Origin of the sequence: Crystallibacter degradans (assembly GCF_012952295.1) — a bacterium.
Taxonomy (GTDB): domain Bacteria; phylum Actinomycetota; class Actinomycetes; order Actinomycetales; family Micrococcaceae; genus Crystallibacter; species Crystallibacter degradans.
Window position 1 is genome coordinate 336,962 of sequence record NZ_JABBCH010000001.1, and the last position, 12,932, is coordinate 349,893.

The window sequence follows — 12,932 nt, forward strand, 5'->3', positions numbered from 1 at the left end:
GCGTCCTTGGTCAGGACTTGGCTGCATCCTGCCGGCGCCAGAACGCCGCAATGAGCGCACCGGAGACGTTGTGCCACACGGAGAAGAGGGCGGCAGGCAGCGCGGATTCAGGCGTGAGGTGCTGGGCGGCCAGGCCGGCAGCAAGACCCGAATTCTGCATGCCCACCTCAATGGCCGTGGTGCGGCGCGAGGAAATCGGCAGCTTGACCAGCCGTGCGGCGCCGTAACCGAGCGCGTAGCCGAGCCCGTTGTGCAGCACCACCGCGATGAACACCAGCAGCCCTGCCGCGGCAATGGCGGCCGCACTGCCGGAAACGACGGCGATCACCACATAGGTAATGGCCAGGACCGAGACCCAGGGCAGCAGCGGCAGCGCCTTGGCCACAAGCCCGGGCAGGAAGAAGCGTGCCACCAGGCCCAGCACCACCGGGATCAGTACAATCTGCACGATCGATCCGGCCATGGAGGCGGCATCAACCGGCATGTACTGGTTGGCCAGCCACAAGGTCAGGACCGGCGTCAGCAGCGGCGCCAGCAACGTTGACACCGAAGTCATCGCCACCGACAAGGCGACATCGCCCTTGGCCAGATAGGACACCACGTTGGAGGCGGTCCCGCCGGGGCAGCAGCCCACCAGGATCACACCGGCCGCCAGAGCCGGCGGCAAACCAAGCGCCATGCTGATCAGCAGGCCCAGCAGCGGCATGATGACGAACTGCGCAATCACCCCGAGCACCACAGGAATCGGACGCTTGGCGATCAGCGCGAAGTCCGGCGGCGTCAGGGTAAGCCCCATGCCGAACATGATGATGCCCAGTGCCGGTGTGACCAGTACTCCCCAGCCGGTGAAGGCCGAGGGGAACAAGAAAGCTACAACACCGCCGGCCAGAATCAGGATCGGGAACAGCGTGACCGCTATTGTCGCGGCCCTGTCTTCCCGGCTGGTATCGATGCTAGCGGTTGCTGTCCGCGGTGGTTCAACTGGCGAAGTCATTGCGCAAGCTTATAAATGCTCCATTCGAAACGTCCATTATGTGGAGACTTGTATCAATATACGGACGCGTGTGATGCGGCCTCTTCCGGCGTTTGGCTCCCGCCAAGATCCCTGTGAAGAGGCCGCACCGCTGCTTGTCCCTCCGTTAGCTCCTCATCGGTGCAACTTCCTTCCGCCTGATGGCCAGCAGGCCGCCGAGCAGAATCATCGCCATCCCGCCGAACAGCAGGTGCGTCGTAGCTGCTCCTGTCTCCGCCAGGGTTTCAGCACCGGCACCTGGCGTGCCGGTATCCGAACTACCAACAACGACGCCGGCCGCCAGCGTTCCGCTGTTGGTTCCGGTCATGTCGCTGCTTGCGATCCGGTTAGCGGCTGCCGACACTTCAACGCCGTTGGCCGCGGCCTCACCCTGTGTCCCTGTGGCTGCCTCGCTACCATTAGCAGCAACGAAGGCAGAATCCAGAGTTCCTTCCATTCCGGGAGTTCCTTCACCGCCGGCGAGGACCCCTCGGTCTCCCACGATTCCTGCAGGCGAATCCGTGTTCGCCTCAGTTGCATCGGTTCCGGCATCAGTCCCGGTGGAGGTGTCGCCACCCGGAATCCCGGTATTGCCGGAACCCTGCGTTCCAGCTACACCGTCTCCGTCGTTGCTGTCTCCTCCGGTTGCATCTTCGTCAGTTGCATCGCCGCCGGTGACGTCTGACCCTGGAGTACCTTCACCGTCCGAGTCGGGATCTGTTGCACCCTCATCAGCGGGGTCCGATCCTGGTGTTCCGTCGGTATCCTCAGCACCGCCGGTTCCATTGCCCGCTGTTCCAGTCAGGCAGTCATTGTCACCTGTCGCAAAGCCTCCAAGGACCAGCGCGGCATCCAGACAAATATCGGCCAGTACGCTAACGCCGTCGCCAGCGTTTACAACCGTCTCCACCTCGGCAACAAGGTCTCCGGCAACATCAGTCTCGACGTTATTGAAATCATCGGTACCGATCATTTCACCGATCACCACCGTTGCGTCCGCAAGCAGGTCCGCATCGGCGTCAATGAAGCCGTCACCGTTACCACCGGTGCTGCTCTCCGCAGTGCGGCACGGCAACCCGTCCGCCGAGAGTCCGTCACCCAGCAACGCAACATCAGCATCAAGGCAAACGTCAGCGGCAACGTCGACCAGGTTGTCTTCGTCAAGCGCCACATTTACATCCGCGGCGGCATCAACGTCGGCAGCAGCAACGTCCTCGACCACCACATCCGCAGCGGTGTCTGCATCGGTCTCTACTGCCGGGGTTTCGTCTTTTTCTTCGGCCAGAGCGCCTTCCTCGGTGCCTACCGTCGCTTCTGCTTCTATATCCGCAACCGCTTCCACCTCCGCTTTCGTCGCCTGAGGTTCCTCGGCAACCCCGTAATCCTGTTCTGCTATCCCGACGGCAACGTCAGCATCCACAACCACGGTTGACTCAGGTTCGACGGCCTCAAGTTCGGCTGCATTGGTGTAGTCCGGCGCTGCCTCACTGACCTCGACTTCCGCATCCGCAACGACAGCGGCAGCGGCAGAATCGGTCGAGTTGGCAGGCCCTACCTCTACGGGAGCGGCGTACTCAACCGCGTCGCCGCCTAGATCAACGTCGGCCACAACATCGATCACCGCCTCAGCTCCAAGCAGTTCGGCGTCAAGATCCGCGTCTGCCTCAAGACCGAGGACATGTGCGTCCACGTCCGCTACGGCATCGAGCCCGACATCGTCGGTGATCACATCCAGGTCCGCTTCAACTGCCACTGTGCTGTCCGGAGCAACCGCAGTCTCCGGTGGTTCAGATTCCGCGGCTGAAGCAGCCGCGGTACCGAGGACCATAAGTCCTCCGCTAAAGACGACGCTGCACAGCGCCGTCCGCATTGTTCTACGCATGGTTCTTCTCCTGATTGAATCTGTTGCCGCCCGTTGCGGGTGGCAGTGGTCCGTGTGCTGCCAGCAAGCGGGCAGCGTGGACCGGAATCAATCAGGAGAGGAACCGGGATCCGAAGAGCGTGAAGCGGGCAGACTCCAAGCCGAGCCATCGGCAGTACCCGAATTGGCTAACGGCGGGAGCAGATTAGAAAAAGGGACGTCAGCAGCGCTCTGGCCGCCGGAGGCACTTCCGCCAGCGGCAGCAGTGCCGTTTCCGCCAACGCCCGCTGGGACGGCGTTCGGAGGAGCCGCGACGGGCTGGCCGGGATACGATTCCCTCGCCGCACCAAGGGCATCCTGATCCGCGACCGCCGAAGATGTTGGGGCCATTTGGACCAAGAACTGCGCCGGAATTGGTCGAAGCTCCGCCGGAGCGTGCGCTGCTTCGCGCTCATCCTCCTGGGGGTTGCCCGATGCGCCAGCGACGGAATCGGCGGGAACAACTTCAACCGGGCCATTCGCCAGTTGGTTGGCGGGAACCTCAACTGCCCCAACCGGGACCGATAATGCATCCGCGGTCAGGCCGGCTTCGACCGCACTAATCGTTTCGTTCGAGCCAGCAGTTTCGCCGGCCAACCCAGCGGCTTTTACTGCGTCAACGATCGGTTCAGCTGTCTCTTCGACCGGATCGACAACGGGAGCAGCAGCTTCGATCACCGGAGCGGTAACAGGTGCTGCTACGTCGACGACAGGTGCGACAACAGGTGCCGCGGCTTCGAGAACCGGAGTGATTACCGACTGCACAGCGGGAGTGCCCGCTTCAACGACAGGCTCCACGACGTCCGCAGCGGTTTCGAGCACCGGTTCGGTCATGGGCGCGGCTGATTCAAGGACAGGAGCGGCGGCCTTTTCGACAACCGGGGCGACCTCTTCCGTCACGGCCGCAAGTTCGTCGGTAACGGGCGCCAGCTTCCCCGCCACTGCCCCGACGTTGTCGGTAACGGGTATGAGCTCCTCGGTGAGCGCCGCCGTCGTGCTTTGTGTTTCTGAACTGAGCACTTCGGCCAGAAGGCCGTCGTCAGCGTTTGCGGCACTCGCGCCGGCGATCCCGAAAAGGGCGAATCCGGCGGTGGCGGCAGCTGTGAGCACGACCTTGCGCACGAGGACGGGCACACGGGACAGCGGCTCAACGCGCACCGTGACCACCCCCGTGACGACCAGTTTTGCTTCCGAATTTCAGGCTACGTCCGTTGCGACCACCCGTCCAGAGGATTGGGTGAATCGGTTAGTCATTTGTTCGCTGACAGCTATCAAAAGAGTTAGCACTCCTCCTACCTGAGTGCTAATCTATAAACGTAGTTGAGCGAAGGTGACTCAACCATGGAGAGCCAAGACAACCGCTCCGTACGGGGCGTTGGTGCGAAGGAGTTGATGACAATGGCCATGAAGTTTGACCCATTCCGTGAACTGGACCGCGTCGCCGGAGCCCTGCTGGAAAACCGCCCGGGCCTGCGGCTAATGCCGATGGATCTGTACCGCGACGGGGACCACTACATTCTGAACGCTGACCTGCCTGGCATCGATCCGGGATCCGTTGACATTGACGTCGACGGGCAGCTGCTGACCATCCGGGCCGAGCGCACTGTGCGAGGCGCGGAAGGCGTCAAGTGGCTCACCCGCGAGCGCGAAGGCGGCTCATTCCTGCGCCAGCTCAACCTGGGCCAGGGCATCGACATCGATGCCATCTCGGCCCGGTACGAAAATGGCGTGCTCGCGGTGTCCATCCCTGTCAGCGAGAAGGCCAAGCCGCGCAAGATCGAGGTTGTCACCGGAGCGGCTGAAACCGTGGCGGTGGATAGCGCCGAAGCTACCGACGACCAGAAGTCAGTGGAGGCGTAATTCCCTGTCGGCGTGTAGTGCGGCCCCTTGCCCTTCCGGGTGCGGGGCCGCACCCTTGTGTGGCTGGCTATCACTGATGGCCTGCCACCCTATACAAGGTGCCTGTGTGATGGTTACCTTCAAGCATGGGCTCAGAAGTCAAAACCAAGACGTTCAGCCGTGAGCAGCGCACCCGCTACCGTGAACGTCTGCTGGAAAACCTGGAAAGCTTTGGGCATTATCTAGCCACTGCCGACTTCGCCGGAACAGGTTCCATTGGCATGGAGCTGGAGCTGAACCTGACCAATGCGGACTGCTCCCCCGCGCTGCGCAACTCCGCGGTGCTCGAAGCCATCGCCGATCCCGCTTTCCAGACCGAGATCGGCGCCTTCAACATTGAGCTCAACCATCCTGCCCTCGCCGTGGCCGGCCGCGGGCTGGAGGAGCTCGAGAACAGCCTGCGCGACCAGTTGAACCAGGCGGACGAACGCGCCGCATCGGCGAAGGCCCGCATCCTCATGATCGGTATCCTGCCCACGCTCAAACGCGCCCTCGTGGAAGACATGTCCTGGCTCAGCGCCGGCAAGCGTTATGCCGCCCTTAATACTTCGGTGCTGCAGGCCCGCGGCGAAGACGTGCTGATGGACGTGCGGGGAATCGAATCGCTGTCCTTTTATGCCAAGAACATTGCGCCGGAAGCCGCCTGTACCAGCGTGCAGTTGCACCTGCAGGTCCAGCCGGCCGAATTCGCGCCGGTATGGAACGCGGCCCAGATCGTTGCCGGACCGCAGGTGGCGCTGGCGGCGAATTCACCGGTGTTCATGGAGAAGCTGCTCTGGCACGAGACGCGGATCGAAGTGTTCAAGCAGTCGATCGACACGCGGCCGCCTGAAATGCGCAACCAGGGCGTCCGGCCCCGCGTGTGGTTCGGCGAGCGGTGGATCACCTCGATTTTCGACCTGTTCGAAGAGAACGTGCGCTACTTCCCGGCCCTGCTGCCGGAACTTTCGCGGACCAGCGGCAAACAGACCAAGGCCGGCGCGCCGCTGTTGCCGGAACTCCGCCTGCACAACGGCACCGTCTACCGCTGGAACCGCCCCATCTACGATCCTGGTGAAGCCATACCGAATCTGCGGCTCGAAAACCGTTTGCTTCCTGCCGGGCCTACGGTGGTGGATACCGTTGCCAATGCTGCCTTCTTCTTCGGGTTGGTCCGGATGCTCAGGACGGCGGACCGGCCGCTGTGGTCCCGGCTCGCGTTCAAGAGCGCGGCCGATAACTTCATCACCTGTGCCAAGCAGGGCCTGGAAGCGACCGTCTACTGGCCGGGCATCGGAGACATTCCCGTAGTGGAGCTGATCATCCGCCACCTGCTGCCGCTGGCCGCCGACGGACTGGCCGATCTTCGGGTGGCCCCGGATCTGATCGACCGGTACATGGAGATCCTGCGCGCCCGCGCCCAGACGGAACAGAACGGCGCCAACTGGCAGATCAAGACCCTGCGGCTGCTCGAGGCAGGCGGGCTGGACCGTCCGGCCGCGCTGGCCGAGATGACACGGCAGTATTCGCACAACATGCACACCAACGAGCCGGTGCACACGTGGCCGGTAGAGGGTGCGGGGTAGTTAGATCTGCCGTTAGCCCCGCTCGGTCCGCGGGCCCGCCACAGCTGCCTCGGCTTCCGGTGGGCTGCTGTCAGAACCGTCCGCCTCTGCGTCCCCCTCCGATTGGACCGGGAAGACCACGTCCCGCAGATAACGCAGTACGACAATTCCCACTGCTGTTGTCGGTACCGAGAGGAAAGCCCCGACGATGCCGAAAAGGGTGCCGCCGACCGTTACGGAGGCCAGCACCACGGCCGGGTGGATCTTCAGTCTGGTTCCCACCAGGAACGGCTGCAGGAGGTTGCTCTCCAACTGCTGAACCACAATCACCACGCCGAGCACGATCAGGGCCGTGACCCAGCCGTGGGAGATCAGGGCGATCAAGGCGGCCAGCAAGCCCGTTGCCACAGCACCGACCACCGGGATGAAGGCCGCAATAAAGATCAGCACGGTCAAGGGGAAGGCCAGCGGAATGCCCAAGATAAACAGGGCGGCGCCGATGAAGACCGCGTCGACCAGGGCAACGGCGGCCTGGGCCGAGATGTAGCCGGACAGGGTCTGCCAGGCGCGGGAGGTCACCGCGGCGGCGTGGACGTAGACCTTCGCGTCCGTCCACCGGCTGGTCCAGGCGAGGAAGCGGTCGCCGTCTTTGAGGCAGAAGAACGTAAAGACCAGAACCAGGATAAAGATGACCGCGCCCGAAGTGATGGCCCCCAGTCCGGTGGTGATTCCGGAGACGATTCCGCCGGCGTGCTCGCGGATCTGGGATACTGCGGTGTCCAGCAGCGAATTCAGGTCCGCGTTTTCAAGATTGAACGGCGGTCCGGCCAGAAACTGCGTGATCTGCCCGAGGTTCTCGCGCGCCCTTCCGGCCAGCCCCGCGGTTCCCGAGGCGAGCGACGGAATCACCAGCATCAGCACTCCGACAACGGCAGCCAGCGCCGCGAGCACAGTGACAAAGGCCGCCAGCGCCTTAGGCATGATGCGCCGGACCAGACGGTTCACCGGCCACAGGATGCTGGCCAGCAGCAGGGCCAGGATCGTCGGGAAAACCACCGACCACAGCGAACGCACCAGCCACCAGGCCAGCACCAGGCCGATGGCGATGACAACGGCCCGGCCAGTCCACCGAGCCGTGCGGTCAACGCCGGCGGCGAAAATCCCCCGCGGTTCCTGCGGCTTCACCCCGGGTCCGGTGGCTGACTCCACGGCGTCCGGATCGGCTTTCAGGGTCCTAGTCACCGACCGGGCGGTCGATGCTTGGCGCTTCGGAATAAATCGCATGCTTCCTATCCTGCCGCACTTGGGCAACGGATCCGGTACCTCATGCCAACCGGACCGCTACGTCATCGAATTTCCGCGGCGATCATGTCCTCGAGCTTCCCGCTCCCGCTACTTCGGCCTGTTCCTTGAAAACGAAGTACGACGACGGCCCGCACCTTTCGTTCAATAGGTGCGGGCCGTCGTCGTACGCTTCAGGCTTTTGGCTGTACCTGGTCGGCGTTAGCTCAGCGTTGCCAGAACTTCGTTGAGCTTGGCGGACGGGCGCATGATCTGGGCGGCCTTGGCGTCGTCCGGCTCGTAGTAGCCGCCGATGTCAACGGGGGAACCCTGCACGGCGAGCAGTTCGCCGATAATGGCATCCTCGTTGGAGGTCAGGGCGTCGGCAACGGCGGCGAAGGACTTCGCCAGCTCGGCATCCTCGGTCTGCTTGGCCAGTTCCTCGGCCCAGTAACGGGCGAGGTAGTAGTGGCTGCCGCGGTTGTCGAGTTCGCCGACCTTGCGCTTGGGCGACTTGTCCTCCAGCAGGAAGGTTCCGGTGGCGCGGTCCAGCGTGTCGGCCAGGATCTGCGCCCGCTTGTTGCCCGTGGAGTTGGCCAAGTGCTCGAAGCTCACGGCCAGGGCCAGGAACTCGCCGAGGCTGTCCCAGCGCAGGTGGTTTTCCTTCAGCAGCTGCTGCACGTGCTTCGGAGCCGATCCGCCGGCGCCGGTTTCGAACAGGCCGCCGCCGTTGATCAGCGGAACGATGGACAGCATCTTCGCGCTGGTGCCGAGTTCGAGGATCGGGAACAGGTCCGTCAGGTAGTCGCGGAGCACGTTGCCGGAAACGGAGATGGTGTCCTCGCCCTTGCGGATGCGTTCCAGGGTGAAGGCGGTGGCCTCCACCGGGGACATGATCTCGAGCTGCAGGCCCTCGGTGTTGTGATCCTGCAGGTATTCCTTGACCTTGGCGATCAGGTTGGCGTCGTGGGCGCGGGTTTCATCCAGCCAGAACACGGCCGGGGTGTTGGATGCGCGGGCACGGTTGACGGCCAGCTTGACCCAGTCGCGGACCGGCACGTCCTTGGTCTGGCAGGCACGCCAGATGTCGCCCGGGGCAACCTGGTGCTCGATCAGCACGGTGCCGGAGCCGTCCACAAGCTGGACGGTGCCGGCGGTCTGGATCTCGAACGTCTTGTCGTGGCTGCCGTATTCCTCAGCGGCTTGGGCCATCAGGCCGACGTTCGGGACGGTGCCCATGGTGGTCGGATCGTACGCGCCGTTGGCACGGCAGTCATCGATGACAACCTGGTAGATACCGGCGTAGGAGCTGTCCGGGAGCACGGCGAGCGTGTCCGCTTCCTGGCCGTCCGGGCCCCACATGTGGCCGGAGGTGCGGATCATGGCCGGCATGGAAGCGTCCACGATCACGTCGCTGGGAACATGCAGGTTGGTGATGCCCTTGTCGGAGTCCACCATGGCCAGTGCCGGGCCCTCTTCCAGACCCTTCTTGATGGCAGCCTGGACGCCTTCGCGGACGTCGGCCGGCAGTTCCTCAAGACCGTTGAGGATGGAGGCCAGGCCGTTGTTGGGGCTCAGGCCTGCGGCAGTAAGCTGCTCGCCGTAGGTCTCAAACAGTTCAGGGAAGTAGGCCTTGACCACGTGGCCGAAGATGATCGGGTCCGAGACCTTCATCATGGTGGCCTTCAGGTGCGCTGAGAGGAGCACGCCCTCTTCCTTGGCACGGGCAACCTGTGCGGCGAGGAACTCGTCCAGTGCGGCGGCGCGCATCACGGTGCCGTCGATGACCTCGCCGGCCAGGACCGGGAAGTCCTTCTTCAGGACGGAGACGGTGCCGTCTGCGGCAACGAGCTGGATCTTGATCGTATCGTCGGCCGGAATGACCACGGACTTCTCGTTGGAGCGGAAGTCATCGGCGTCCATGGTGGCGACGTTGGTCTTCGAATCCGCCGACCAGGCACCCATGGAGTGCGGGTTCTGCCGGGCGTAGTTCTTTACCGAAAGCGGTGCGCGGCGGTCCGAGTTGCCTTCGCGCAGGACCGGGTTCACGGCGGAACCCTTGATCTTGTCGTAGCGGGAGCGGATGTCCGTCTCCTCGTCCGAGGAGGGGTTGTCCGGGTAGTCCGGCAAGGCGTAGCCCTTGCCCTGGAGCTCGGCGATGGCGGCCTTCAGCTGCGGGATGGACGCGCTGATGTTCGGCAGCTTGATGATGTTGGCTTCCGGCTTCTTCGCCAGCTCTCCGAGCTCGGCCAGCGCGTTGCCGGTCCGCTGGTCTTCGGTGAGGTAGTCACCGAAGACGGCGATGATGCGGCCAGCCAGCGAGATGTCGCGGGTCTCCACCTCCACACCTGCTGTCGAAGCGAAGGCCTCGACAATCGGCAAGAACGAATACGTGGCCAGCATCGGCGCTTCGTCGGTGTGGGTATAGATAATCTTGGCCATTGGTGAGGCGTCTCCCTAAGGTCTACGGAACTCTGTAAATCCTGTGTGAATTCACCATCTAACTTACCCGAGGAGGCCGCTTCGATCCCTATCGTGGCCCGATATAGGCCATTTCATGACCGCGCTCCCGCCGCGCCAAGCAGGCGGGTCGCTTTGATTCTCGGCGGCTAGAACCCGCTGCCCGGTCCGAAGATCTGGCCGCGGCGCACATCATTGCTGTGCTCCAGGTGAGTGTCCCGCATGGCACCCCCGGGTGCTTCCGCTTCGCGGGCAGTTGCCAGCTCCTGCGCGGAGCGGGAACGCGGCTTCCTGAACCGGGGCACCAGCCAAAAGGCCAGCGCCGCCGCCACGATAATGAGTACGACGGCGAGACCGATCCATACGTTGGACGAGTAATCGGCCGATTCAACGGTCTGCAGCGGAAGCACGGCAACCCCTTAAACGCCGTTGCCGGGCACAACGGTTGCTTTGAACCTAGGTGCCCGGCACAGCGCTGGCAAGGGGTGTCGGCCAGACTTGCCAATAGCGGAACTGTTTAGTGGAAGAAGTGGCGCGCCCCGGTGAAGTACATGGTGATGCCGGCGGCGTTTGCTGCCGCCACAACTTCCTCGTCACGCACCGAGCCGCCGGGCTGGACGACGGCGCGGACGCCGGCGTCGATCAGGATCTGCAGTCCGTCCGCGAACGGGAAGAACGCATCCGATGCAGCCACCGCACCGCGGGCCCGCTCCGGCGCACCGGCGCCTTCGACGTTGGCGGCTCCCCCGGCGGCGTCAGCACCGCCGTCGACGGCCACGCCCAAAGTGTTGGCGCGCTCCACGGCGAGCTTGCAGGAATCCAGCCGGTTGACCTGGCCCATGCCGATGCCCACCGCGGCGCCGTCGTTGGCCAGCAGGATCGCGTTGGATTTGGCGGCGCGGACGGACTTCCATGCGAAGGCCAGATCGGCCAGCGTCTGCTCATCCGCTGCCTCGCCGGCGGCAAGCGTCCAGTTCGCGGGGCTGTCGCCGTCGGCCTCCAAAGTATCGGACACCTGGACCAGCACGCCGCCGGATACCTGGCGGATTTCGGCCGGATCGCGGCGGTAGCCGTCCGGAAGCGTGAGCAGGCGGATGTTCTTCTTGCGCGAGAGGATCTCCACGGCCTCGGGCTCGAAGTCCGGCGCGATGACCACCTCGGTGAAGATGTCCTTCACGGTGTTGGCCATGCCGGCGGTCACAGTGCGGTTGGCCGCAATCACGCCGCCGAACGCGGAAACCGGATCGCAGGCGTGGGCCTTGGCATGGGCGTCCGCAATAGGATCGGCAGCACCGGGCGTGGCCACGGCGACGCCGCACGGGTTGGCGTGCTTGATGATCGCCACGGCGGGTTCCGTATGGTCGAACGCGGCACGCAGGGCAGCGTCGGCATCGACAAAGTTGTTGTAGCTCATCGGCTTGCCGTGCAGTTGGTCGGCCTGGGCAATGCCCGGCGTCGCGCCCTTCTCGACATAGAGGGCAGCGCCTTGGTGCGGGTTTTCGCCGTAGCGCAGCACTTCCGAGCGCTCCAGTGCCAGGCCGGCATACGGCGGCCACTGGTTGGACTCATCCGTATCGTCGCCGAACTGCGCGGCAGTCCAGGAGGCCACGGCGTTGTCGTACGCAGCGGTGTGGGCAAAAGCGGCAGCCGCCAGCCGACGTCGTGCGGTCAGGTCAAAGCCGCCTTCGGCTGCGGCGGTCACCACATCCGCGTACTTGGTGGGATCGACGACGACGGCGACGCTGGGGTGGTTTTTCGCGGCCGCGCGCACCATGGACGGTCCGCCGATGTCGATCTGCTCGACTACCTCGTCCTGACCCGCGCCGGACTTCACCGTGTCGACAAACGGGTAAAGATTGACGACGACGAGGTCGAACGCCTCCACTCCGAGCTCCTTGAGCTGCTGGACGTGGTCCTCGCGGCGGCGGTCGGCCAGAATGCCGGCGTGGACCAGCGGATGCAGGGTCTTGACGCGGCCGTCCAGGCACTCCTGGAAGCCGGTGACCTCGGACACCTCTGTTACGGGGATGCCCGCCGCGGAGATCTTCTTGGCCGTGGACCCGGTGGAAACGATACGTACGCCAGCCTGGTGGAGGCCCTGTGCCAGCTCCTCCAGTCCGGTCTTGTCGTACACCGAGATCAAGGCCCGGCGGATGGGAACACGGTCAAGCTGCTTCAAGCTCACGCAAATCTCCAAGGATGCAAAAGTATGGGGGATGGCATCAGTTTAGTTCACGGGTGACTTGAGCGGAGAGTGTGAAGTGGCGCCCGCCAGCCACTCCCCCGCGACAATCCCTCTGGAGACAGATATAAATACGCCGAGCCCCGGCGGATGGGGAAACATCCGGGGCTCGGCGAGTCTGTTGAAGCGGTTCTGGCGGGTTTAGTCAGCGGCGGTATCTGCGCTCGGGGCGGACGCCGGGCTTGCTGAGGAGACCGGGCTGGGCGAAGAGACGGGGCTGGGCGCCGACTCCGGTGTAGCAGGAGACGGTGCCGACACCGGCGACGCCGGGGATTGTGCTGACGCCGGGGACGCGGGCGAGTCTGCCGTCTGCGCGCTGGTGGGCGAATCCGCCGTCGTAAGCGGTTGGTCCCCGACGTTCACCTGCGCGGGCGAGACTGCCCGCTCCACGATTGGCATGGTTGCCGAGACGCGGGCCTGTTCCGTGATGCTGCCGAGGTGTTGCTGACTGGGCACACTATCGGCAACCGCGGCCCCCAGGCCAAGTGCCATGACCCCGAGGGAGCCCGTTGCAATCCAGATGTTCCGCTTGTTCATGAGGTGTCCTTCGATGCGAGCCCGAGTGCTTTGCTAGTAACAACAGTGCGCCTGGAA

Annotated in this window: 10 protein-coding genes; 2 read left to right on the top strand and 8 right to left on the bottom strand. The window is 64.1% G+C overall.

The window, feature by feature from the left end:
* Nucleotides 1–10: 10 nt before the first annotated feature.
* The 3 genes from HGO92_RS01470 to HGO92_RS01480 all read right to left on the bottom strand — a co-directional run bounded on the left by HGO92_RS01470 (nt 11) and on the right by HGO92_RS01480 (nt 4,070).
* Entirely contained in the window at nt 11–994 is a 984-nt protein-coding gene (locus HGO92_RS01470; RefSeq protein WP_169991208.1) for a bile acid:sodium symporter family protein, read from the bottom strand.
* A 145-nt stretch (nt 995–1,139) separates the two neighbouring features.
* Complete coding sequence (locus HGO92_RS01475) at nt 1,140–2,894, bottom strand: LPXTG cell wall anchor domain-containing protein (RefSeq protein ID WP_169991210.1); 1,755 nt, start codon at nt 2,892–2,894, stop codon at nt 1,140–1,142.
* A gap of 87 nt (nt 2,895–2,981) precedes the next feature.
* Entirely contained in the window at nt 2,982–4,070 is a 1,089-nt protein-coding gene (locus HGO92_RS01480) for a hypothetical protein (RefSeq protein WP_169990810.1), read from the bottom strand.
* A 240-nt stretch (nt 4,071–4,310) separates the two neighbouring features.
* Here HGO92_RS01480 and HGO92_RS01485 point away from each other — a divergent pair, with 240 nt between their 5' ends.
* Complete coding sequence (locus HGO92_RS01485) at nt 4,311–4,772, top strand: Hsp20/alpha crystallin family protein (protein ID WP_169991990.1); 462 nt, start codon at nt 4,311–4,313, stop codon at nt 4,770–4,772.
* Between the two features lie 125 nt (nt 4,773–4,897).
* Nucleotides 4,898–6,376, top strand: a complete 1,479-nt coding sequence (locus tag HGO92_RS01490) for a glutamate-cysteine ligase family protein (RefSeq protein ID WP_169991212.1) — start codon at nt 4,898–4,900, stop codon at nt 6,374–6,376.
* Between the two features lie 12 nt (nt 6,377–6,388).
* Here the strand turns inward: HGO92_RS01490 and HGO92_RS01495 are convergent, their stop codons facing one another.
* The 5 genes from HGO92_RS01495 to HGO92_RS01515 form a co-directional block, all read right to left on the bottom strand.
* Nucleotides 6,389–7,597 carry an AI-2E family transporter gene (locus tag HGO92_RS01495; protein WP_169991214.1) on the bottom strand — a complete coding sequence of 403 codons (1,209 nt, stop codon included), beginning with the start codon at nt 7,595–7,597 and terminating at the stop codon, nt 6,389–6,391.
* Nucleotides 7,598–7,858: 261 nt separating this feature from the next.
* The gene (locus tag HGO92_RS01500; protein ID WP_169991216.1) at nt 7,859–10,078 is read right to left on the bottom strand and encodes an NADP-dependent isocitrate dehydrogenase; all 2,220 of its coding nucleotides are present in this window, start codon (nt 10,076–10,078) and stop codon (nt 7,859–7,861) included.
* Between the two features lie 167 nt (nt 10,079–10,245).
* Nucleotides 10,246–10,506 (bottom strand): hypothetical protein, encoded by a 261-nt coding sequence (locus tag HGO92_RS01505; RefSeq protein WP_169991218.1) that lies wholly within the window; start codon nt 10,504–10,506, stop codon nt 10,246–10,248.
* Nucleotides 10,507–10,613: 107 nt separating this feature from the next.
* A complete protein-coding gene (gene purH, locus HGO92_RS01510; RefSeq protein ID WP_169991220.1) occupies nt 10,614–12,281 on the bottom strand; it encodes a bifunctional phosphoribosylaminoimidazolecarboxamide formyltransferase/IMP cyclohydrolase in 1,668 nt (555 codons plus the stop codon).
* A 198-nt stretch (nt 12,282–12,479) separates the two neighbouring features.
* Nucleotides 12,480–12,875, bottom strand: coding sequence for a hypothetical protein (locus HGO92_RS01515; RefSeq protein WP_169991222.1), 396 nt, complete (start codon nt 12,873–12,875; stop codon nt 12,480–12,482).
* Nucleotides 12,876–12,932 lie beyond the last annotated feature (57 nt).